Genomic DNA, 23,274 nt, shown 5'->3' on the forward strand with positions numbered 1-23,274 from the left:
GCAGGCCAAATGAAAGATCATCGACGCGCCGCGCCCGGGGCACTATCCCGCCCCGGGTGATCGACATTCCCGCACCCCTACGCCTGCGCCTCGACGGCGACGCCCTCGTCCGGAACTGGCGGACGCTCGACCGCCTGAGCGGCACCGCGGCATGCGGCGCGGCGGTCAAGGCCAATGGCTATGGCCTTGGCGCGACCGAGGTCGCCCGCCGCCTGGCCGACGCCGGCTGCCGCGACTTCTTCGTCTCGAACTGGCAGGAAGCCGCCGATCTCGCGCCGCTGGGACTGACCGTTTCCGTCCTGCACGGCGTCCGCGGCGACGATATGCCCGCCGCCGGCGCGGGGTTTGCCCGTCCGGTCCTCAACACCGCCACGCAGGTCGCGCGCTGGAAAGCCGCGGGCGGCGGCGCGTGCGACGTCATGGTCGACACCGGGATGAACCGCCTCGGCGTGTCGGCGGACGATATCGCTCGCGGCCTGCTGCAAGGCCTCGAGATCGAAACGCTGATGAGCCACTTGGCGTGCGCGGACGAAAACGTGCCGATGAACGCGGTCCAACGCGACCGGTTCGCCGCGCTGGCGGGCACGACATCGGCGCGGCGGCTCAGCCTCGCCAATTCGGCCGGTATCGCGCTCAACGGCTATGCGTTTGACCTGACCCGCCCCGGCCTGGCGCTGTATGGCGGTGTCCCTCGCCCGGACCTGACCGACGCAGTCCGACCCGTGGTCACGATCGAGGCCCAGATCCTGCAGCGCCGCCGCGTCCGCGCCGGTGAGACGGTCGGCTACAACGCGACCTGGACCGCGACTGCGGACACCGACGTCGCGATCGTCAACCTCGGCTATGCAGATGGCTATTTCCGCGGCTTTTCCGGTGTCGGCACCGCCCGCGCCGCGGACATCCCGCTCGGGGTGTTGGGTCGCGTGTCGATGGATCTCGTCGCGGTCGCGCTGACCGGCGCGACGGGGGTCGTCGAGGGCGACTGGATCGCATTCGACTTCATCCTGCCGGACGCCGCGGCAGTATCGGGCATGAGCCAATATGAGTTGCTGACCGCGCTCGGCGCGCGTTTCGCGCGCGTATGGGCATGATCACGCGGCGTTTTCGGGCCCGGTCCAGACGCTGAACGGGCGCGCGCGTATCCAGCGCGTCGCGAGCCATTTGACGCCGCTGGTAACGGGTTCGCCGGCGTGTTGCGTCGTTCGATCGACAGCGCCGTCGGGGCGTACATTGTCGAAGATCACCGCATCGCCGGTGCGGGGCATGACGCGGAGCGCGTTGTTCAGGAAAAACGTCGCGCCGCCCGAAAACCCATCGTTCAGATAGACCAGAACGGTGCGAATCCGCTGGTTGCCCGTCGCCGGCAGCGCATCGACATGCGGCCGAAATTGCTGGCCGGGGCGATATCGCAGGACGGACAGCGCCTCGCCCTGACGCCAGTCGGTTCCGGTAACGGCTGCCAGCCGGCGGTTCAGCGCCTGGACGACCAACGTTTCCCGCGTCGGGCCGATGACCGCACCATCCGACGTGCGCACCGGATTGGGGACGTTACGTCCGGTTTGCGGATCAGCCACCATCGCGGGTTGCAGCATATCGGCCGCGCAGTGCGCGATATGCAGGCACTCGTCCTGCGTGAACAGCCGGGCGATATGCCGGACGTCGGGGGTCTTGCCGATCGTTTCCGCCTGCGCAGGATCGACCGGGGCGCCGTCGTCGGTGAGTGTCATCTTGTCGAGCAACGCCCGATGCGCCGCGGCGATCGCATCGGTTTCGGCTGCCGTATCGAGCAAGGCGCGTGCGCCGGCCCAGTCCGCCGTCGCCCCACTGCCGTTCGCGACAAGCGCGATCTCGACGAGCGCTGCGTCGGGATTGCCAAGCGATGCCGCCTGCCGGAGGAGCGCGCGCGCTGCCGGCAGGTCTCGCCGCACCGGGGAGCCTGCAAGCGTCCACATCGCAAGCTTGAACACGGCATCGACGCTGCCTGCTTGCGCATGCTGCTCGATCACCGAGACCGCGTCGCCAACACGGCCTCTGGCGAGCAGGTCATCAGCGTGTGCAACCGGATCGTGGATCATTCGTCACCCATAAAAAAAGGGGCCGGTGGAAACCCACCGACCCCGCAGTATCGCACGTCAGGTTCGTTTGGAACCGGATCAGAAGCGGGCGGTCACGCCTGCATAGAAACGACGGCCGACGTTGTCGTAGATGCCGCTGCCTGCGCCGATACCGGTCGCACCCAGGGGCGGGAGACGGTCCGTCAGATTGTCGACGCCGACGTAGAAGTTCGACCGCTCGCCGATGTCCACGCCCACCTTCATGCCGATGTACAGGACATCAGGATAGAAGGACTGGCTGAAGTCGTCGAGGTTCTGCGGCGCACGGCCCTGGAAGGGCTCCTGGTTCTCGATCGCGCCGACCGACTGCTTCGCCAGATAGCGGAACTGCGTGTCGAGGGTGAACTGACCGAAATCGACACCCAGGTTGACGTTGACCGCATCCTTCGGCTGCCCGATTTCGCCGTTCAGGTTGTCGCCAAAGTCGGGCTGTACGGGGTTCAGGAAGTTCGTGTTCTCGAACGAGTGCGTATAGATCACCTGACCGGACACGCGGGTCGCTCCGAAGCTGCGCGTGTAGGCGAGGTTCGTATCGATACCGCGAACCTTCAGGCTGGCGAAGTTGAACGGCAGCTGGAGAAGGCTTCCCTCGATGATGCGGTAGGCCTGTTCCCCGTTCGGACCGGTCGCACCGGCAGCAACGCGCGTGAAGCTATTGCAGAACTGGTTGTCCGTGATCGATGGTGCGTCGTAGCAGGTATTGGCGATCGCCTGTGCGGAAGGCGCCGCGATGACCCGGTTGACCTGGATATTATAGTAGTCAACCGACAGCGTCAGACCCGGTGCAAAGCGCGGCTGGATGACCCCACCATAAGTGTACGAATCAGACTTTTCCGCCTGAAGGTTGGAGTTGCCGCCGCTCAGCGTCTCGAGCGACTGCACGTACTGGTAGTTATAGTTGGCCGGGATACCCGCTGCCGCGCAGTTTGCGGCACGGAACTGCGTGCCACGGCCGAGATTGTCCGCCGAGCAAGGATCGACGAACCCTGGTGCGAAGTTCTGGCCAGCCGGCGAGAACTGCTCCGAAAGATTCGGGGCGCGTACGGCACGGCCATAGTTGGCACGGAAGCGGATGTCCTGGATCGGCGAGTATTCACCGCTCAGGTTGTACGTGTAGACCGTCCCTGCGGAGCCCTTATAGTCGGAGACACGGCCGGCAGCGGACAGCGTCAGCTCCTTGATCAGGACGATGTCCTTGAGCAGCGGAATGCGGACTTCGCCGAACGCTTCCTTCACTTCGAACGATGGCGGATTATAGGCCGCGATCGCGTTGTAGAAGGTGTAGCCCGCCTCGACCAGCGGATCGGCCTGGAACTTGTTCGTCTCCCGACGATACTCACCGCCGATCGAGAAGCCGATCGGTCCGCCCGGAAGATTGATGAACTTCGACGTGTCGCCGGCGACGGTGCCGAGGATGTCCAGCTGCGTGATCTTGCCGAACGACTGCGTGTTGCGCAGCACATAGTTGCGTGCGGCATCCGAGATGCTGCCGACGCCGAACGGATTGAGCGGCTGGCACGCGGCGATGTTGCTGTCGAGGATCGCCTGACCCGCTGCGGTCGGGAGACCGGTTTCCGGATCAATGCCCGCACCAACCTGCTGCGCGCTTGCGAGCCCGCGTGCTGCGGTGTTCTGCGACCCGCAGACGATCTGACCCGCGGCGTTACGCTGCGCGTCGAGCGCCAGGCTCAGGCGCTGGACGTCGACGTTGCCGAGAACCTTCGTCCTTTCCCGGAACTCGCCATAGTTCGCGGACAGTTCGTAGTTGAAGGTGTCGGCGAAATCGCCGCGCACGCCGCCGACGAAACGATACGTCTCGCGACGCGCGTCCTCACGACGCGAACCCAGATCGGTCAGGTTCTTGCGCAGGATGAAGCGCTGCGTGCCGGCGTTGATTGCCGCAATCTGGTTCGCCTGGACTTGGGCGGCGGTCAATCCATTGCCTGCGGCGAATGCCGTCCCGGTCGTGATGTTGATGCCGTTGGTCGCCGACTGCAGCGCCTGGGCGGTCAGCGTCGCGCGCGACGTCGCGTCGAGGAACGGGTTGTCGAGGCGTGGACGCTCGTACAGCGCGTCGATCGTGCTGCCGGTGAAGAACGCCGGACCCGAGCCGCCGAGGCTGACCGAGTCGACGCGGACATACTTGGCTTCGAAGAACGGCACGAACGCGGTCGAGACATCGAAATGACCGATCATGTTTGCCGAATAGCGGTCGATCTGCGGCAGAAGCTGCAGCAGAACGCCCTCGCGCCGCGTGTTTCCGTTGCCGCCGAGGAACGTTCCGGCGGGCGCGCCTGACGGGGTCGTTGCACTGCCGCCGGCGATGCCGACGCGCGTGCCGGTCTGGCGCGTGAGCGTACCCGCCGGCTGGAACAGGTAATTGACGGTATAGGCGCGACCCAGCGGATCACGACCGCCGGGCGCTGCGGACGTCGCGCCGATGCCCGCGCCGGCGAACGACACGAGGCCGCCATCCGAGAACGTACCGACGCGGACGTCGCGGAAGAACGTTGCGTCCGGCACGCCGTCGAAGTTCAGGTTGCCGTTGAGACCGGCGCCTGCCGGATCGATGTTCGTCGTGACGAACGCGTCGTTCTGGCGATAGTTTTTGCGGCTCGATGCGAACAATGCCTGCGTGCGTGCATATTCCAAATTGACCGCGATGTTGCCGCGGCCGTCTGCGAAATTCTTGCCGCCCGTCACGCTGACGAAATAGCTGCCTGCGTCCTTCTCGTCGCTGACGCCACCCTGACCGCGGATCTGCAGGCCTTCAAAGTTGCTCTTGAGGCGGAAGTTGACGACGCCGGCAAGCGCATCCGAGCCGTACACGGCGGAGTTGCCGCCGGTGACGACGTCAACGGCTTCGAGCAGATCGGTCGGGATCGTGTTGACGTCGACGGATACCGCGTTGTTGAGGATATCCGCGCCGACGTGACGGCGTCCGTTGACGAGCACGAGCGTGCGCGACGTTCCCAGGCCACGAAGATCGAGAAGGTTGAGGCCGCCGGTGCCGAGGAACCGGGTCGAGTTCGACTGGCCGAACGAGCTCTGGAGCTGCGGGAGATCGTTGAGCACGTCGCCGATCGACGTACGCGCGGTCTGCGTCAGTTCCGCAGCGGAGATGGTCGTGACCGGAACGACCGACGTGGCGTTGGGCGAGCGGATGCGCGAGCCCGTAACGAGGATTTCCTCACCGCCTGCGGCGGGCTTCCCATCGGCCTGCGTAGCGCTGGTCGTCTGGACCGGTTCCTGCGCCATCGAATCGCCCGCGACCGGTGCCGGTTCGGTGGTCGTCTGCGCGAAAGCACCGTGCGGAAGAAGCGCCAGTGCGCCTACGACCGCCGTGGCGCCAAGAAAGCGATTGAATTTCATGTTTTTTTGCCCCGTTTTCGTCGATGGGGCATTCAAACTTGTTCGGGTCGTCTGCGCAAGGTTCTGTTCATAATCACGACGCGGACATCACCTTTTTGCGTCACCATGTGACAAAACCGTCACAATGGATCGTCCCGCAAATCTCGCATGACCGCGTCTTATCGCTCCAGACACATCGCGATCCCCATGCCGCCGCCGATGCACAACGTCGCCAGGCCCTTCTTCGCATCGCGCTTCTGCATCTCGTAGATCAGCGTCGTCAGGACGCGCGCACCGCTCGCGCCGATCGGGTGGCCGATCGCGATCGCGCCGCCGTTGACGTTGACCTTGCTTGCGTCCCAACCGAGCTCCTTGCCGACCGACAGCGCCTGCGCGGCAAACGCTTCGTTGGCCTCGATCAGGTCGAGCTCGCCGAGCGTCCAGCCCGCCTTCTCGAGCGCGCGGCGAGTCGCGGGGACGGGGCCGATACCCATCACCGACGGGTCGACGCCCGCCGACGCCCAGCTCTTGATCGTCGCGAGGATCGGCGAACCGCGACGTTCGGCCTCGTCGCGGCGCATCAGGACGAGCGCGGCGGCGCCGTCGTTGAGGCCGCTCGCGTTCGCCGCAGTGACGGTGCCGTCCTTCTTGAACGCGGGTTTCACGCCCGAGACGCTCTCGATCGTCGCACCGGCGCGGATATATTCATCATCGGCGACGATCGTGTCGCCCTTGCGGCCCTTGATCGTTACCGGCGCGATCTCGTCCTTGAACCGCCCTGCGCCGCGTGCGGCCTCGGCCTTGTTCTGCGAGGCGACCGAGAACGCGTCCTGCTCGCCGCGCGTGACCTGATATTGCTCGGCGAGATTCTCGGCGGTGATGCCCATGTGATAGCCGTTGAAGACGTCGGTCAGGCCGTCGCTGACCATCGTGTCGACAAGGCTGAGGTTGCCCATCTTCTGGCCGCCACGGATCGACTGCGCGTGCGCCGAGAGCGACATCGATTCCTGCCCGCCCGCGACGACGATCGTCGCGTCGCCGGTCTGGATCGCCTGGCAGCCGAGCGCGACGGCGCGGAGGCCGGAGCCGCAGACCTGGTTGACGCCCCAGGCGGGGATCTCCTTGGGCACGCCCGCCGCCATCGACGCCTGGCGCGCGGGATTCTGGCCTTGCGCAGCGGTAAGCACCTGGCCGAGGATCACTTCGGACACGTCTTCGCCCGCCACGCCCGCCTGACCGAGCGCAGCCTCGATCGCGATGCGGCCGAGTTCGTGCGCGGGCGTTGCGGCGAACGCGCCGAGGAAGCTGCCGACGGGGGTGCGCTTGGCGGCGGTGATGACGACGTCAGTGGGGAGCAGGTCGGTCATGTCGGGATCCTCTGTGTTTGTACCCCGTGTACGTCAGTCGAGCGCGGCGATCCAGTTGGCGAGCGGTTCCCAGAGGCGTGCGCGGGCGGAGCGGCCGATGACCATGCCGACATGCCCCGCGCCGAGATCGCGGCGGTCGGCAAGCCCGATCGCGGTGGCGGCAGGGACGATCCGGTCGCTCAGCGAAACGAACTCGACGGTCGGGCAGGCCAGCGCGCGCGGATCGACCGGGATGCCGGCGATCGCCCAGCGGCCCTTGCCGGGGCGGTCTTCGGCGATCCAGTCCTCGAACAGCGACGCTGCGGCGGCGTAGGGGAGGGGAGCGCCCGCGTTCGCCCAGTCCTCGAGCCGGACGAACGCGCGCGCCGCATCGCTGTCGGGCGGGAGGTCGGCGAAGGCTTCGTATTTGGCGATGGTGCGGGTCGGGTCGAGTTGCCAGAAGCCGGTCTGCAGCACTTCCATCGGGAGCAGGCCCAGCACCGCGGCGGCGGGTTTCACCGCGGCCCAGGTTGCGGCGAGGCTGGGACGGCTTTCGGCGTACCCCGCAAAATGCCACGGCGCGGCGATCGTCGCGACGCCGGCGACGGGCGTCATCGCGGCGGCGCCCAGCGCCAGCGTGCCGCCGAGGCAGTAGCCGACGACGACCGGTGGTTGGGGCAGTGCCTGCAGCAACGGGACCAGCAATCGCTCGACATGCGCGGCAAGATCGAGGTCGCGGTCGGCGTTGCCGGGCGATCCCCAGTCGACCAGCCAGGCGTGGAACCCCTGCGCGGCGATCCACCGCAGCAGCGAAGTATCGCGCGAATGATCGAGGATATCGGGCGGGTTGATCAGCGACGGGACGAACACGACGGGGCGTCCGCGGCCGCCATAATCGCGCAACGACACGCGGCCGGCGCGGTGGATCGCGGGCATCGGATCCGCCCGCAGCTCTCGCGGCGCGCCCTGATACGCGCGCAATCCGGCCAGCGCGCGCGCCATCCGGTCGGGCGATGCTGCGGTCTCGCTGCGCAGCAGCGACAGGAACAAGGGTAGAGGTCTGGGTCCTTGTTGCGGTGCGTCATCAAAGACTGTAGCCTCCGTTTCAAACATAAGACGGGGGATCCATGAAGAAGCAACCAGCGGCCGACGGAATCGTCATCATCAAGAAATACGCCAATCGGCGTCTCTATAATACCGAGACCTCATCGTACATCACGCTCGATCATCTCGCGACGATGACCCGCGCGGGCCGCGACTTCAAGGTGGTCGATGCGAAGACCGACGAGGACATCACGCACAACGTCCTCACGCAGATCATCATGGAGGAAGAGAGCCGCGGCGAGACGATGATGCCGGTGAATTTCCTGCGCCAGCTGATCTCGATGTACGGCGATTCGATGCAGACGATGGTGCCGGGCTACCTGGAGGCGTCGATGGACAGCTTCCGCCGCAATCACGACCAGTTCAAGTCCGCGGTCGAGGGTGCGTTCGCCAACTCGCCGTTCGCCGATATCGCCAAGCGCAACCTCGCAATGTTCGACGTCGCCGCCCACGCGATGACGCCGCCCGCGCCGGCACCCGCTGCCAGCAAGGACGACGAGATCGCGGCGTTGCGCACCGAACTCGCCAAGTTGCAGGAAAAGGTCGAGAAGCTCGGCTGAGCGGTCGGACCGATGGGGGGGCGGTGTTGTGGAGTGCGAGCGGCGCGCTGGCCGCGGTTGCCATCCTTGCAGGGGTCGGCGAGCGTCGCCGGCGACGACGGCGCGATCCGGATTCGGTCGGCTGGGTCGACTGGCCGACCGTCCAGATGCTCGCGCTGATCGCACTCGCCATCACGATCGGGCTCGCGTTCAAGACCTGAAGCGGCGGTCGTTCCTGAGATAGACGACGGTGTGCCAGCTGTTCCGCGGGGTCGTGAAGACCGGGCGGTAGTCGCGCGCGAGCGCCGCCTTGACCGCGCGCAGGCTCCCGCGGTTCCAGATCGACAGCCGACGGTCCGACGTGACGATGACGGGCGGGCGGCGCGCGAGGATGCGGCGCACTTCGCCGGGTTCGTCGATCCCGGTCGCACCCTGTTCGGTGTCGTAGGCGAGCAGGTTGGGAAAGGCATAGGCGGTCGGCAGGCAGGCGTGCGCGAGGTGGTAGGTGATCGTATCGCCGATGAAGACGTACGGGCAGGCGCCGCCGCTGTTCGTCGCGACGATCTGCGCGACTCGGTACGCGCCGGCCGAGTCGTTTGGATGGATCGCGCGCTTGGCGACGAGGATCGAAGCGGTCACGCCCAGGGTCAGCGCGATCATCCGAACCGACCGACCGAGCATGGGCGCAGCGAGGATGGCGAGCGGCGCGACCAGCGGCAGCGCATAATGATCGAAGAACGTCCCGATCGCGCAGAAGCCGATCAGCGCCGAACCCAGCCAGGCGTAACCGACCATCAAAGGCTCGACAGCGACTTCACTCCGCGGCCGCGCACGCCATGTCAGCCCGGTCGCCAGGATCAGCGGCGACAGTTGCGCGGCGATGCCCAGCAGCCGCATCGCAAGATCGCTCGCCGAATAGCCGCGTCGCAAAGCGATCGAGGCGAAGTTGGCGAACCAGAACGCGTCGAACGCGGCCGCGCCTCGGGCGTGATACCAGCCGATCGCGGCCAGCGTCGGCAGCAACCCCATCAGCGCCCAGGCGGCGGTCGCGCCGGCGGTCTGATACCCGCTCGTGCTTGCACGCCGCAGATACCAGAGATGTGCCAGTCCGAAAAACGCGCCTTCGAACATCGGCGTGTATTTCAGCTGAATCGCGATCCCGGCGAGCAGGCAGGCGACGATCCCGCTCGCGACGATCGTCAGCGGGCGCTGGTCGGCGGCCTTTGCGGGCAGTCGCAGCGTCAGCAGCCCGGCCACCGCCATCGGCAGATTGTAGAAGACGGGCGCCTGCCCGCCACCGCCACCGACCAGCGTGATCGCGACGAGATAGGCGATCCCCGCGACCATCGCACCGCGGTCGTCGGCACCGATCGTCCCGGCGGCACGGCGCACGACGAGCGCGGTTGCCCATGCGCATCCGGTCGCGACCAGCTGATAGGCGAGGATCCCGTTGCCGGGGAGCGTGCGAATCCCCGCAAACAGCAGGAACAGTCCGACCGGCTTGCGGTCCCAGATGTCGACATAGGGCACCGCGCCGTGCAGCAGGCGATCCCCGACCAGCAGATAATATTGCTGGTCGGGCTCGATGACCGGGTTGCCGAAATCCCACGCCCGGATCGCCAGCGCCACCAGCAGCAGGAGCATTGCGCCCGCCCAGCGGCTGTGGCGCATCAGTAAAATCGTGCGAGCGTCAGCGCGCGCGTCGTGCCGTCGCACAGCCCGAGCCGGACGACGCGCCCGGGCGCGCCCGCGGACCAGGACGCGATCGGGCTGGTCGCATAGTCCGCGGGGATCGGCACCGTGTCGATCGTGCAGATCAGGTCGCCGTCCTTCCACCCGGAGGCCGCAGCGGGGCCGCCGCGCATCACGTGGAGGACTTTCAATCGGTTGGGCTCGACACCCACAAGCAACCCGCTGGTCGATCGCAACGGCTGCGTATCGGCCTTTGGACCGCGGCTGAGCACCATGCGGCGCGCGCCGGGATCGAGCAGGACGCGGTAGTTCTGCAGGAATCCCGAGCCGATCCGGCCGGCGACGCCGATCGATTGCGAAAAGCCGCCCGCGGGTTCGATCCGCACTTCCGACCAGCGCGCGACCATATTGCCGACATGGATGTCGGGAACGATTGCGAGGCCGCTGATCGCGGGGCCGGCGAGACCGAACGAGATCGCGGTGGTGGACGGCACCGCAAGGCTTGCCGCCGCCCAGCCGGGGGCCGTGACGGTGATCGACGATCCGTCGCCGGTATCGACCACGACCGGGGCGAGCCTGCGGTCGCCGAGCGTGATCGCGCTTTCATAGACGCTGCGTTCGGCGGAAACCCGCAACGACGCGGTTTCGCCCTTGAACGGCAGCCGGCCCGAGCGGAGCAGGCGGAAGCGGTGCGCGGCGTAATCGATGTCGAGCGCGTAGCCCGCCATCATGTCCGCACCGACGAGCAGGTCGACGGCAGAGGCGCTGCCGGTGGCGATCGCGGGAAGATCCGCGACCGTGACGCCGCCGCCGGTCCGCGCGAGCCCGCCGACCGCGATCGAGCGCGTCGGCATCCAGCCGAGCGCGATCGATCCGCCGATCGCGGTCGCACTGCCGCCGGCGACCAGTTTGGCGGTATCGACCGCGGGGGAGGCCTTTGCGAGCAGCGTATAGCTGACGCCGGTGTCGAGGATCGCGGTGACGTCGCGCCCGTCGAGCTGCATCCTGAAGCGGATCTGGTTGCCCGGGGTGAGGTCGAACGGCACCCAGCGCGTCTCGGCATTGGTGGCGAGATGGTAGACGCCGCGGTCTCGGGCGGCTGGCGAAATCGCGGCCGGCGCTGCCGGCTCGCGCGCGGAAACGATGAGGACCGCCAGCAGCGGGACGAGCGTGAGAAGGGCGCGGCGCATATGGCACCGTCCCTAGCGGGTCGGTGGCGGCGTACAAGCGGCGCGGGGTGCGCCGATCGAAGAGCGGACTTGTCCCCTTGCGCAAAGGACGTGGCCGGGTTTCACCGACGGTCCGCCCGCGCTCGTGTTTGAGCGCCAAAGCCGATCGGCAATCCTCCCCCCGCCCGGGGGGAGGTGGCTGGCGCTTGCCAGACGGAGGGGGCGGTAAGCGCCGACGCGGGTTCCGTGTTATCGTTCTCCGTCGCTCCGCGCCCCCTCCCGCTGGCGGGGGAGGATCGAATCCTGCGCTGCTTATGTCGACTGAAGCAATGCCCCATCCCGTCCGAGGCCGGGGTGATGGGTATGGTGAAGGCCCTGAGGCAACGCCCCTTACAGGCACGCCTCCAGATACGCCTGATCGAACCCGAACTGCTTGGCCTTCTCCAGCGTATACGGCCGCAACCCCATCGACCGGTATTCGCCCAGGATCTTGCCGTCGGCCGACTCGTCCATATACTCGAACTTGAACAGCTCCTGCGTCACGATCACCGGACCTTCCATGCCGATCACCTCGGTGATGTTCGTCACGCGACGCGAGCCGTCGCGCAGTCGCTTCACCTGGATGATCAGCTCCACCGAGTCGGCGATCTGGCGCGAAATCGCTTCCTTCGGCACCTTGATGTCCGACATCATCACCATGTTCTCCATACGCGCGAGCGCCTCGCGCGGGGAGTTGGCGTGGAGCGTACACATCGATCCGTCGTGACCGGTATTCATGGCCGCGAGCATGTCGAAACACTCGGAACCACGAATTTCGCCCAGGATGATCCGGTCCGGCCGCATACGCAGTGCGTTCTTCACGAGATCGCGGATCGAGATTTCGCCCTGGCCCTCGAGGTTGGCGGGGCGCGTCTCGAGAGGGAGCCAGTGGGGCTGTTGCAGCCGAAGCTCGGCCGCGTCCTCGATCGTCAGCACGCGCTCGCCGGGGTCGATCATCTTCGACAGCGCGTTGAGCATCGTCGTCTTGCCCGAGCCGGTACCGCCCGAGATCACGACGTTGAACCGCGACGCGCCCGCGATCTTCAGCGCGGTCGCCATCTTGGGGCTCATGCTGCCGAACCCGGCCATCATGTCGAGCGTGATCGGCTTGGCCGAAAACTTGCGAATCGAGATCGCGGTCCCGCGCAAGCTCAGCGGCGGCACGATCACGTTGACGCGGCTGCCGTCCTTGAGGCGCGCGTCGGCGAGCGGCGTGGTCTGGTCGACGCGGCGGCCGACCGAGTTCACGATCCGTTGCGCGATCTGGAACAGATGCTCCTCGTCGCGGAACTGGATCGGCGCGAGCTCGAGCTTGCCCTTGCGCTCGACATAGGTCTGTTCGGGGCCGTTCACCATGATGTCGGTGATGTTCGGATCCGCCAGCAATTCTTCGAGCGGCCCGAGCCCGAGCAGCTCGTCGACCAGCACCTTTTCCAGCGCGAACTGTTCGCGGCGGTTGAGCGTCAGCTTCAGCTCGGCGAGCACTTCGCCGATGATCGGGCGGAATTCCTCCGCCAGCTCGTCCTTGCCGAGCGTTGCGGCGGCCTCGGGATCGACGCGTTCGAGCAGACGCGGGAGGACCTGTTCCTTGATCTTGTGGATCGACTGTTCGAAGCCCTCGACGCGGCTGTTGCCCGCCTCGCCGCTGGCGTTCTGGCGATCGGAGAGGCGCTGCATCGCGTCCATCTGCGTGCCGGGCATCGTGCCGGGGCCAAAGCCATCGGTTTCGCCGGGCATCGGCAGCGACTCGATCGGCGGAAACTGCGAACCGCCTTCGGGCTCGGGGCGTGGCGCAGGGCCGCCGCCTTGCATCGGGCGCGCCACGCCGAATGCTGGCCGGGCCGCTTGCCCCCCGCTGATGCCATTACGACGCCCGAATGCGCTCATGCCCAAATCCCTGGATGATTGCCCAACGGGTTAGGGGGCAAGGCTTGATAATTCGCTAACCAAACCGGATCGGCGCGCGTGGTCCCGGCGGTGCCGAGGGTTGATCGCCGCCGCGAACTCCCCGAAGGCGGGGACATGATCCGCCTGCTGCTCCTTCTCGCGCTGACTTTCGGGTTGGCCAGTTCCGCGTCGGCCGACGACATCGCCGCCACCGGGCGCGGCGTGGTGCGCGTCGTCACGATCGCGGTGGTCGACGACCAGGTCGTCGGCTTCGGCCATGGCAGCGGTTTTGCGGTCGCGCCCAACCGGATCGTCACCAACGCGCACGTCGTCGATCTCGCCGAGCGCTATCCCGACAACGTCGTCGTCGGGATCGTCCCGACCGAGGGTACCAAATCCTACCAGGGCAAGGTGATCGCCTATGATTCGCAGCGCGATCTGGCGCTGATCGAGTTCACCGGCGCGCGCCTGCCGCCGAGCGCGCTCTATACCGGGCCGATGAACGAGGGCGATGCGGTGGTGTCGCTCGGCTTTCCCGGCAATGTCGACCTGGCGACCGCGCGGTCGGCGGCGGACTATATCCGGCCGATGACGCCGGTCCGATCGGAGGGCGTGTTGTCCGGCCGCCGCGTGCTGAGCGATATCGAGGTGCTGCTGCACACCGCCAGCATCGCGCGCGGCAATTCGGGCGGTCCGTTGCTCGACCGGTGCGGGCGGGTGATCGGCGTGAACTCGGCGATCACGCGCGGCGAGGACGGCGATTCGACGTTCGGATTCGCGATCGCGGACACCGAACTCGCGGGCTTCCTGCGCGATTCGAAACAGCCTTATGCGTCGATCGGCACGGGCTGCACCTCGATCGAGGATCGCCTGCGGCAGGACAGCGACGCCGACGCGCGCGCGACTGCCGATGCGGCGTCGGCGAGGCGCGACGCGGCGGCACAGGATGCGTTGGCGCGCGAGGGCGCCGTCGAAAAGGCCCGGACCGAGGCGGCGCGCACGCGCGAGAACGTGATGGCGATCGCCGGGCTGTTGCTCGTCGCGGGCGCGCTGGTGATCGGCAGCGCGGGGCTGCTCGAATCGCGTGGCCAGCGGCGGCAGGCGATCTGGGCGGTCTCAGTCGGCGGCGTCGCGGTACTCGTCGCGATCATCGTGTTCGTGCTGCGGCCGTCGGGCGAGGTCGAGGTGCCGCTGTCGGCGCTGCCGAAGTCGCGGCTGGCGACGCCCGATGCGGCGCTCGGCAAGCTGATGTGCACGCTGATCCCCGAACGCAGCCGGATCACGATCTCGTCGAGCGAGGACGTGCCGATCGAATGGGGCGCCAAGGGCTGCATGAACGGCAAGACGCAATATGTCGGTGCGCGGAACCTTGGCGGGGGCGGCCGCTTCGACCGCGTGCTGGTGCCCGATGCCGAGCAGACCGTGTCGGTGCTGTCGTTCGACCCGGCGACGCGAATCTATTCGAACACGCGCTACCTGATGTCGGCGGCGGGCATGGCGGCGGCGCGGACCACGCGCGGGGTGGTGCCGAACGTGTGCGGGATGGACGACACCGCGCTCGCCAAGCTGACCAGCCAGCAGGCGGCGATCCGCGCGGTGCTGCCGCCGCTGCCCAACGAGAAGCTCGTCTATTCCTGCAAATCGGCGCGCTGAGCGGCTTCGACAGCGAGCAGCTTGCGTTTGCGGTCGAGCCCGTACGCATAGCCGCCGAGTGCCCCGCCGATCCGCTGCGCGCGGTGGCAGGGGATAACGATCGACACCGGGTTCTGGCCGCACGCGGTGCCGGCGGCGCGCACCGCGGCGGGCCGGCCGGCGAGCGCGGCGAGTTCGCTATAGGTGCGCGTCTCGCCGATCGGGATGGTGCGCAGCGCCTGCCAGATCGCCTCCTGGAACGCGGTGCCGCGGACGTCCAGCGGGAGGTCGTGGTCGCGTTCGGGGGATTCGACGGCGGCGACGACATGCGCGGCCAGCTCGGCCAGCGCGGCATCGCCCGGTTCGATCGTCGCGTTGGGGAAGCGGCGACGCAGCTCGTCGGCGTCTTCGTCAAACGAGACGCGGCACAGGCCCTTGTCGGTGGCCGCGACGAACAGCGCGCCGAGGCTCGTGTCGGCGATGGTCCAGCGAATCGTGACGCCTTCGCCGCCGCGCGCCCACGCGCTGGGCGCCATGCCAAGCCGTTTGGCATCCGCCTCGTAGAAGCGGCTCGGGGCGGAATAGCCGGCGTCGTAGATCGCTTCGGTCACGGTCGAGTCCTCCGATAGGGCGTCGGCCGCGCGGCCGGTGCGCAGTGCGCGCGCATAGGCGGCGGGGGTGACGCCGGTGGCGCGCTTGAACAGGCGGTGGAAATGGTGCGGCGCGTAGCCGACCTGCGCCGCGACCGCGTCGAGCGAGAGCCGGTCGTCGGCGGCTTCGAGCAGCGCGATGGCGGCGGCGACGGCGATCCGGTCGCGGCCGACCGTGTCCGGGGTGCAGCGCAGGCACGCGCGGAATCCGGCGGCGCGCGCACTCGCCGGGTCGGGGTGGAAGCTGACATTCTCGCGCTTGGGGTGACGCGCGGGGCAGCTCGGCTTGCAGTAGATGCCGGTGCTCTTCACGCCGACGAGAAACCGGCCGTCCCACGCGCGATCGCGCGCCGCGAATGCGCGCCACGCGGTGTCGTCGTCGAGGGCAGGGGCGGTGCTCATGGGACGGTTATAGCGCGCCGCGCTCCCCGCGCATCCCGTGGCTTGCGCTCAAAGCCGGAGCCAATCGCGGGCCCGGCCGTTCTGAGCAAGTCCCTGAATATGAAAGACTTGCACCATGGCCTCCGACACGCCCGTCTGGTTCATCTCCGGCTGTTCGACCGGGTTCGGTCGCGAACTCGCCAAGCTCGTGCTCGCACGCGGCTGGCGCGCGGTCGTCACCGCGCGTGACGCGACCCGCGTCGCGGATCTGGCGGACGGCGCGGAGGATCGCGCGCTGGCGGTGTCGCTCGACGTGACCGATCAGGCGCAGATCGACGACGCGGTCGCGCAGGCCAGGGCGAAGTTCGGTCGGATCGACGTGCTCGTGAACAATGCGGGCTATGGCTATCAGGCCTCGGTCGAGGAGGGCGAGGAGTCCGAGATCCGCGCGCAGTTCGATGCGAACGTGTTCGGGCTGTTCGCGCTTACGCGGGCCGTGCTGCCGATCCTGCGCGCGCAGAAGAGCGGGCATGTGATCAACATCACGTCGGTCGCGGGGCAGATCGGGTTCCCGGGCTCGGGCTATTATGCCGCGTCGAAGCATGCGGTGGAGGGCTGGTCGGATGCGTTGCTCGCCGAGGTGAAGCCGCTCGGGATCGATGTGACGTGCGTCGAGCCGGGGCCGTTCCGCACCGACTGGGCCGGGCGTTCGCTGAAACAGACGCCGGTCGCGATCGCCGACTATGCCGACACCGCGGGCAAGCGGCTCGACGGCACGCGCGAGGCCAGCGGGACGCAGGCGGGCGACCCGGTGCGCGCTGGCGAGGCGATGATCGCGCTCACCGAGGATGCGAACCCGCCGCGGCATCTGGTGCTGGGCGCGTGGGGCTATGATCACGTGACGGCGAAGCTGGCGGAGCGGTTGAAGGAGATTGAGGCGCACAAGGCGGCCAGCCTGGGCGCGGATTTCCCGGCGTAATGCTGAATCGGCCGATATCCGTCAGCCGATAGAAAGGGCACCTCCCCGGCGGAGGCCGGGGCCCAGGTGGAAAGGTGGCAATGACGGAGCGCTGCCCTCCGTTAGCAACGTCCCCCAACTGGGCCCCGGCCTTCGCCGGGGTGGCAAGAGGGAGGACGCCGGAAGGCTTACTCCCTTCGGCTATTCAGCCCCCGTTGGCGCGGAACAGGTCGAGCGTGCGCTGCTTGGCGAGATCCGCGCTTGGCTCGTGATAATCCTTGCGCCGGTCCGAATTGAACCCGTGGCCCGCCTCGTAGACATACACCGTTGCGTTGGGCCAATCCTTGGCGACGACCTGCTCGACGCCCTCCATCGGGATGCCGTGGTCGTGGCGGCCGAAGTGGAGGATCACCGGCACCTTCGGCTCCTCGTCCGCCGCAGCGGGGATCATGCTGCCATAATAGCCGCTCGCCGCCGCCACGCCGTTGAGCCTGGTCGACGCGAACCACGCGACCGACCCGCCATAGCAATAGCCGACCACGAACACCGGACCCGCGGCGGCGAGCGTGTCGATGCACGTCTGGACGTCCTTCAGCGACAGATCGAACGGATGGAGCTGCCGCGCCAGCTCGATCCCGCGCGCAAGGCCGTCGCCCGAATAATCCGCCTCGAACCCGGGATGCTCGCGGTCGAACAGCGCGGGCGCCAGCACCTCGTAGCCGTCGGCGGCGTAGTCGTCGCACAGGTCGCGGATATGATCGGTGACGCCGAAGATTTCCTGCACCAGCACGAGCCCGCCGCGGCGTTCCCCTGCCGGGTGCGCATGATAGACCGCGACGGTCGCGCCGTCGGACATGGTCATCGTTTCCATCGTGCCGGTCATTTTCGAGTCCTCGTCGGTTGGTCGTAACGCTCGCCCAATACCGTCATTCCCGCGGAGGCGGGAACCCATAGTGGCAGGCCGTGCGATGAAAGCGCCGGGTCCGGAGGTTATGGATCCCCGCCTGCGCGGGGATGACGGGGAGGGGGAAGATCGGGGGCCTCCAGCCCCGTACCAATGACAAAACAGTCACAAACCGATCCTCCCGACCCTCCCGCCGGGTTGCCAATCCCGGAACCCGATGCTACCCGCGCCGCGTCCCATGAGAGGTGCTTTCGCGCCCTCTTCCCCCATGGGACAGCAACATTTTCGGTTTCAGGCGAGGATTGACAGGTCCGTGGAGACATCCGGCGGTATTCAGGCGAGCTTAGGCGGGCGTTATGCGCTGGCCCTGTTCGAACTCGCACGTGACGCGAAGACGATCGACGCAGTCGAGTCGAGCCTGTCGCGCGTGCGTGACGCACTGGCGCAGTCGGAGGACTTCCGTGCTCTGACGATCAGCCCGATGGTGTCGCGTGGCGCGGCGGTGAAGGCGGTCTCCGCGGTCGCCGACGAACTCGGCGTCGATGCGACCACCAAGAGCTTCCTCGGCGTCCTCGCCGAGAACCACCGGCTGGGCGCGCTCCCCAAGATCATCAAGGCGTTCCGCGCACTTGCCGCGCAGCATCGCGGCGAGATCGCGGCCGAGGTGACCTCCGCGCACCCGCTGACCGACGAACAGGTGATCGAGCTGAAGCATCAGCTCCGCCAGCGCGTCGGCCGTGAAGTTTCCGTCGACCTCAGCGTCGACCCATCGTTGCTGGGTGGACTCGTCGTCCGCGTCGGCAGCCAGATGATCGATTCGTCGATCAAGACGCGTCTCAACACTCTCGCGCACGCGATGAAGGGCTAAGCTAATGGATATCCGCGCCGCAGAAATCTCGAAGATCATCAAGGATCAGATCGCCAATTTCGGCACCGAGGCTCAGGTCAGCGAGACCGGCCAGGTGTTGAGCGTCGGCGACGGCATCGCGCGCATCTTCGGCCTCGACAACGTCCAGGCCGGCGAGATGGTCGAATTCTCGAACGGCGTGCAGGGCATGGCGCTCAACCTCGAGGCCGATAATGTCGGCGTCGTGATCTTCGGGTCGGACTCGGAGATCAAGGAAGGCGATATCGTCAAGCGCACCGGCACGATCGTCGATGTGCCGATCGGCAAGGAGCTGCTCGGCCGCGTGGTCGATGGCCTCGGCAACCCGATCGACGGCAAGGGCCCGATCCACACGACCGAGCGCAGCCGCGTCGAGGTCAAGGCACCGGGCATCATCCCGCGCCAGTCGGTCAGCGAGCCGGTCCAGACCGGCCTCAAGGCCATCGACGCGCTCGTCCCCGTCGGCCGGGGCCAGCGCGAGCTGATCATCGGCGATCGCCAGACCGGCAAGTCGGCGGTCGCGATCGACGCGTTCATCAACCAGAAGATCGCCAACGCCGGCGACGACGAGTCGAAGAAGCTGTATTGCGTCTATGTCGCGATCGGCCAGAAGCGCTCGACCGTGGCGCAGCTCGTCAAGACGCTCGAAGAGAATGGCGCGATGGAATATTCCATCGTCGTCGCCGCCACCGCGTCGGACCCCGCACCGCTCCAGTATCTCGCACCGTACACCGGTGTCGCGATGGGCGAGTATTTCCGCGATCGCGGCATGCACGCACTGATCTGCTACGACGATCTGTCGAAGCAGGCGGTCGCCTACCGCCAGATGTCGCTGCTGCTGCGTCGTCCGCCGGGCCGTGAAGCCTATCCCGGCGACGTGTTCTATCTCCACAGCCGTCTGCTCGAGCGTGCGGCCAAGATGTCGGACGCGAACGGTGGCGGCTCGCTGACCGCGCTGCCGATCATCGAGACGCAGGCGGGCGACGTTTCGGCGTACATCCCGACCAACGTGATCTCGATCACCGACGGCCAGATCTTCCTCGAAACCGACCTGTTCTTCTCGGGCGTGCGCCCGGCGATCAACGTCGGTCTCTCGGTCAGCCGCGTCGGCTCGGCCGCACAGACCAAGGCGATGAAGAAGGTGTCGGGCTCGATCAAGCTCGAGCTCGCGCAGTACCGCGAGATGGCGGCATTCGCGCAGTTCGGGTCGGATCTCGATGCGTCGACGCAGAAGCTGCTCAACCGCGGTGCGCGTCTGACCGAACTGCTCAAGCAGGCGCAGTTCTCGCCGCTGCCGTTCGAAGAGCAGACCGTGTCGATCTTCGCCGGCACCAGCGGCTATCTCGACAAGGTGCCTGTCGCCGACGTGACCCGCTACGAGCAGGCGCTGCTCGCCGACATGCGCGCGAACCATGCCGATGTGCTCAAGCTGATCCGCGATACCCGCGATCTGGGTAACGAGTCGAAGGACAAGCTGAAGGCAGCGCTCGAAGCGTTCGCCAAGACTTTCGCTTAAGTAGAACATGCCCCCGCTGACGCGGGGGCAGGCTGGGCCTCCGCCTTCGCGGAGGAACAAAGGGACGTAGATGGCGAGCCTCAAGGCACTCAAGATCCGCATCGGCTCGGTGAAGTCGACGCAGAAGATCACCAAGGCGATGAAGATGGTCGCCGCTGCGAAACTGCGCCGGGCGCAGGATGCGGCGGTCGCTGGCCGGCCCTATGCCGAGCGGCTCGAAGCGGTGATGGCGAGCCTCGCGGGGCGAGTCGGCATCGCGCCGGGCGCATCGCCGCTGCTGGCCGGCACCGGCAAGGACCAGGTCCACCTGATCGTCATCGCGACGTCGGAGCGTGGTCTCGCGGGTGCGTTCAACACCAACATCGTCCGCGCGGCACGTCGCAAGGCCGAGGAGTTGATCGCGGCCGGCAAGACCGTGAAATTCTATGTCGCCGGCAAGAAGGGGCGCGTGATCAAGCGCTTCTTCCCGAACGACATCCTCGCCGATCACGAGATGAGCCAGATCAAGAAGCTCGCGTTCAGCGACGCGCAGGAGATTTCGGAAGACCTGATCAAGCGCTTCGGCGAAGGTCAGTTCGACGTCGCGCATCTGTTCTACGCGAAGTTCGTGTCGGCGCTGGTGCAGGTGCCGACTGGCATCCAGATCGTCCCCGTGCCGATCTCGACCATCCCCGGTGCAGAGGCCAAGCCCAACGCGCCGGCGGAAGCCGTGACCGAATACGAGCCCGACGAGGAAGCGATCCTCGCCGACCTGCTGCCGCGCAACGTCGCGATCCAGATTTTCCGCGCGCTGCTTGAAAATGCGGCGTCGGAGCAGGGCAGCCGCATGAACGCGATGGACAACGCCACGCGCAATGCCGGCGACATGATCACGCGTCTGTCGATCCAGTATAACCGCACGCGTCAGGCCGCGATCACGACCGAGCTGGTCGAGATCATCTCGGGTGCCGAAGCGCTGAAATGAGGCTCGCGGTCGCCTTGACCCTTACTGCGATGCTGGCGGGCTGCGGCAAGCCGGCACCGTCGGTGCGCGAGCAGGAGGCGGCGCAAGCTGCCTCCGTCGCGACGCTGTCGGGGTGGGATCGGCTGTTCGCCGCCCCGCAGGAGGCGGTCGGCGCGATCAACCAGGCGGGCTTCGGGCTGGGCAGCTATGCGGCAAAGGACGGTGGCTTCATCGCGACCGGCCAGCCGCGGATGTTCTCCAACTCGAACGCCAAGGCGCCGAACACGACCTCGGTCGTCGTCGCGGGCAAGACTGCCGCGGCGATCGATACCGTGACCTATGCGCTGACGCTGACCGATCCGGTCGACGCGACCACCGCCCGGATGCGGCTCGCGCAGACCGTCGGCGAATTTCTGGGCCGCTTCAAGATCAAGGCATCGCCCGATCTGTTGCGCGCGATCCGCCTCGGCAAACCGCTCGATGCGGCCCCGATCACGGTCGCGCTCGTCCCTTCGACCAGCGGTGCGCCCGAGCGCATCGACGTGACTTTTACCCGTTCACCGGCTACCAACCCGGCCAACAACAAGACCCAAGGATAGTGTGATGGCAACCGCCGCTGAAGACATCCGCCCGACCGAGGGCAGCTCGAAGGCCACGAACAACACCGGCCGCATTTCGCAGGTCATCGGTGCCGTCGTCGACGTGCATTTCCCCGATAACCTGCCCGCCATTCTGTCGGCGCTCGAAACCGACAACAACGGCAACCGGCTCGTGCTCGAGGTCGCCCAGCATCTCGGCGAGAACACCGTGCGCACGATCGCGATGGACGCCACCGAGGGTCTGACCCGCGGCCAGACCGTCACCGACACCGGCTCGCAGATCCGCGTGCCCGTCGGCCCGAAGACGCTCGGCCGCATCCTCAACGTCATCGGCGAGCCGATCGACGAGCGTGGCCCCGTCGGCGCAGAGACGACCGCACCGATCCATGCCTCGGCACCTTTGTTCGTCGACCAGTCGACCGAGAGCGCGATCCTGGTCACGGGGATCAAGGTCATCGATCTGCTCGCACCCTATGCAAAGGGCGGCAAGATCGGCCTGTTCGGCGGCGCCGGCGTCGGCAAGACCGTGCTGATCCAGGAGCTGATCAACAACATCGCCAAGGGTCACGGCGGCACCTCGGTGTTCGCCGGCGTCGGCGAGCGTACCCGCGAGGGTAACGATCTGTACCATGAGTTCCTCGACGCGGGCGTCATCGCCAAGGATGCCGACGGCAATCCGCAGTCGGAAGGCTCGAAGGTCGCGCTCGTATTTGGCCAGATGAACGAGCCGCCAGGCGCCCGCGCCCGCGTCGCGCTGTCGGGCCTGACGATCGCCGAATATTTCCGCGACGTCGAAGGCCAGGACGTGCTGTTCTTCGTCGACAACATCTTCCGCTTCACGCAGGCGGGCGCAGAGGTTTCGGCACTGCTCGGCCGTATTCCGTCGGCCGTGGGCTATCAGCCGACGCTGTCGACCGACATGGGCGCGCTGCAGGAGCGCATCACCTCGACCAACAAGGGGTCGATCACCTCGGTGCAGGCCGTGTACGTTCCGGCCGACGATCTTACCGATCCGGCGCCTGCGACGTCGTTCGCGCATCTCGATGCGACGACCAACCTCAACCGCGCGATCTCGGAGCTGGGCATCTACCCGGCCGTCGATCCGCTCGACTCGACCTCGCGTCTGCTCGAGCCACGCGTTGTCGGGCAGGAGCATTACGACACCGCGCGTGCGGTCCAGTCGACGCTGCAGAAGTACAAGTCGCTGCAGGACATCATCGCCATTCTCGGCATGGACGAGCTCTCGGAAGAAGATAAGCTCACCGTGCAGCGTGCGCGCAAGATCCAGAAGTTCCTGAGCCAGCCGTTCCACGTCGCCGAGGTCTTCACCGGCATCAGCGGCAAGTTCGTCCAGCTCGAGGACACGGTTCGCTCGTTCAAGGCGGTGGTCGAGGGCGAGTATGATCACCTGCCCGAGAGCGCATTCTACATGGTCGGCGGTATCGACGAAGCCGTCGCCAAGGCCGAAAAGATGGCCGCGGAAGCCTAAGCGCTTCTAGCTCCCTCTCCCCTCCGGGGAGAGGGCTGGGGTGAGGGGCCGCCACAAGCGCTCCCGCCCGGTACT

At 67.1% G+C, this 23,274-nt stretch carries 19 protein-coding genes; 10 read left to right on the forward strand and 9 right to left on the reverse strand.

The features are described from left to right. Positions 1-65: 65 nt before the first annotated feature. Positions 66-1,091, forward strand: a complete 1,026-nt coding sequence (alr, locus tag ASE88_RS10205; protein WP_056479358.1) for an alanine racemase — start codon at positions 66-68, stop codon at positions 1,089-1,091. On the opposite strand, the gene ASE88_RS10210 is transcribed toward alr, so the two are convergent. From ASE88_RS10210 to ASE88_RS10225, 4 genes are all read right to left on the reverse strand, one after another. Next, a complete protein-coding gene (locus ASE88_RS10210) occupies positions 1,092-2,075 on the reverse strand; it encodes a prolyl hydroxylase family protein (RefSeq protein ID WP_055873641.1) in 984 nt (327 codons plus the stop codon). 78 nt (positions 2,076-2,153) lie between these two features. After that, positions 2,154-5,486: a TonB-dependent receptor domain-containing protein gene (locus tag ASE88_RS10215; RefSeq protein ID WP_055873639.1), complete on the reverse strand. Its 3,333-nt coding sequence runs from the start codon at positions 5,484-5,486 to the stop codon at positions 2,154-2,156. A gap of 158 nt (positions 5,487-5,644) precedes the next feature. Next, complete coding sequence (locus tag ASE88_RS10220) at positions 5,645-6,832, reverse strand: acetyl-CoA C-acetyltransferase (RefSeq protein WP_056477913.1); 1,188 nt, start codon at positions 6,830-6,832, stop codon at positions 5,645-5,647. 33 nt (positions 6,833-6,865) lie between these two features. Further along, a complete protein-coding gene (locus ASE88_RS10225) occupies positions 6,866-7,861 on the reverse strand; it encodes an alpha/beta fold hydrolase (RefSeq protein WP_082466477.1) in 996 nt (331 codons plus the stop codon). A gap of 77 nt (positions 7,862-7,938) precedes the next feature. Here ASE88_RS10225 and phaR point away from each other — a divergent pair, with 77 nt between their 5' ends. Together phaR and ASE88_RS19240 are read left to right on the forward strand one after the other, a co-directional pair. Continuing rightward, positions 7,939-8,475 carry a polyhydroxyalkanoate synthesis repressor PhaR gene (gene phaR, locus ASE88_RS10230; protein ID WP_056477915.1) on the forward strand — a complete coding sequence of 179 codons (537 nt, stop codon included), beginning with the start codon at positions 7,939-7,941 and terminating at the stop codon, positions 8,473-8,475. 23 nt (positions 8,476-8,498) lie between these two features. After that, positions 8,499-8,675, forward strand: coding sequence for a hypothetical protein (locus tag ASE88_RS19240; RefSeq protein ID WP_200910201.1), 177 nt, complete (start codon positions 8,499-8,501; stop codon positions 8,673-8,675). On the opposite strand, the gene ASE88_RS10235 is transcribed toward ASE88_RS19240, so the two are convergent. From ASE88_RS10235 to ASE88_RS10245, 3 genes are all read right to left on the reverse strand, one after another. Then, entirely contained in the window at positions 8,665-10,125 is a 1,461-nt protein-coding gene (locus ASE88_RS10235; protein ID WP_056477917.1) for a hypothetical protein, read from the reverse strand. The two genes, ASE88_RS19240 and ASE88_RS10235, sit on opposite strands and share 11 nt — an antisense overlap. After that, positions 10,125-11,336, reverse strand: coding sequence for a hypothetical protein (locus ASE88_RS10240; protein ID WP_056477919.1), 1,212 nt, complete (start codon positions 11,334-11,336; stop codon positions 10,125-10,127). The genes ASE88_RS10235 and ASE88_RS10240 overlap by 1 nt, the downstream gene beginning before the upstream one ends. Before the next feature lie 369 nt (positions 11,337-11,705). Continuing rightward, a complete protein-coding gene (locus ASE88_RS10245; protein ID WP_055873623.1) occupies positions 11,706-13,241 on the reverse strand; it encodes a CpaF family protein in 1,536 nt (511 codons plus the stop codon). 135 nt (positions 13,242-13,376) lie between these two features. Here ASE88_RS10245 and ASE88_RS10250 point away from each other — a divergent pair, with 135 nt between their 5' ends. Then, positions 13,377-14,894, forward strand: a complete 1,518-nt coding sequence (locus ASE88_RS10250; protein ID WP_056477921.1) for a S1C family serine protease — start codon at positions 13,377-13,379, stop codon at positions 14,892-14,894. On the opposite strand, the gene ada is transcribed toward ASE88_RS10250, so the two are convergent. Next, the gene (ada, locus tag ASE88_RS10255; RefSeq protein ID WP_056477923.1) at positions 14,870-15,925 is read right to left on the reverse strand and encodes a bifunctional DNA-binding transcriptional regulator/O6-methylguanine-DNA methyltransferase Ada; all 1,056 of its coding nucleotides are present in this window, start codon (positions 15,923-15,925) and stop codon (positions 14,870-14,872) included. The two genes, ASE88_RS10250 and ada, sit on opposite strands and share 25 nt — an antisense overlap. Positions 15,926-16,040: 115 nt before the next feature. Between ada and ASE88_RS10260 the strand changes: the two genes are divergently transcribed. Continuing rightward, positions 16,041-16,883: an oxidoreductase gene (locus ASE88_RS10260; RefSeq protein WP_056477925.1), complete on the forward strand. Its 843-nt coding sequence runs from the start codon at positions 16,041-16,043 to the stop codon at positions 16,881-16,883. A gap of 184 nt (positions 16,884-17,067) precedes the next feature. Here the strand turns inward: ASE88_RS10260 and ASE88_RS10265 are convergent, their stop codons facing one another. Beyond that, positions 17,068-17,745, reverse strand: coding sequence for a dienelactone hydrolase family protein (locus ASE88_RS10265; RefSeq protein WP_056477926.1), 678 nt, complete (start codon positions 17,743-17,745; stop codon positions 17,068-17,070). A gap of 334 nt (positions 17,746-18,079) precedes the next feature. Between ASE88_RS10265 and ASE88_RS10270 the strand changes: the two genes are divergently transcribed. The 5 genes from ASE88_RS10270 to atpD all read left to right on the forward strand — a co-directional run bounded on the left by ASE88_RS10270 (position 18,080) and on the right by atpD (position 23,199). After that, positions 18,080-18,634, forward strand: a complete 555-nt coding sequence (locus ASE88_RS10270; protein WP_055873610.1) for a F0F1 ATP synthase subunit delta — start codon at positions 18,080-18,082, stop codon at positions 18,632-18,634. A gap of 4 nt (positions 18,635-18,638) precedes the next feature. Next, positions 18,639-20,168, forward strand: coding sequence for a F0F1 ATP synthase subunit alpha (gene atpA / locus ASE88_RS10275; protein WP_056477928.1), 1,530 nt, complete (start codon positions 18,639-18,641; stop codon positions 20,166-20,168). 70 nt (positions 20,169-20,238) lie between these two features. Continuing rightward, the gene (locus ASE88_RS10280) at positions 20,239-21,132 is read left to right on the forward strand and encodes a F0F1 ATP synthase subunit gamma (protein ID WP_055873603.1); all 894 of its coding nucleotides are present in this window, start codon (positions 20,239-20,241) and stop codon (positions 21,130-21,132) included. Continuing rightward, positions 21,129-21,710: a hypothetical protein gene (locus ASE88_RS10285; protein ID WP_056477930.1), complete on the forward strand. Its 582-nt coding sequence runs from the start codon at positions 21,129-21,131 to the stop codon at positions 21,708-21,710. Before ASE88_RS10280 ends, ASE88_RS10285 begins: the two co-directional genes overlap by 4 nt. Before the next feature lie 4 nt (positions 21,711-21,714). Next, complete coding sequence (atpD, locus tag ASE88_RS10290) at positions 21,715-23,199, forward strand: F0F1 ATP synthase subunit beta (protein WP_056411996.1); 1,485 nt, start codon at positions 21,715-21,717, stop codon at positions 23,197-23,199. The last annotated feature ends 75 nt before the right edge of the window (positions 23,200-23,274 follow it).

Origin of the sequence: Sphingomonas sp. Leaf38, from assembly GCF_001421825.1 — a bacterium.
In the GTDB taxonomy this organism is placed as follows: Bacteria; Pseudomonadota; Alphaproteobacteria; order Sphingomonadales; family Sphingomonadaceae; genus Sphingomonas.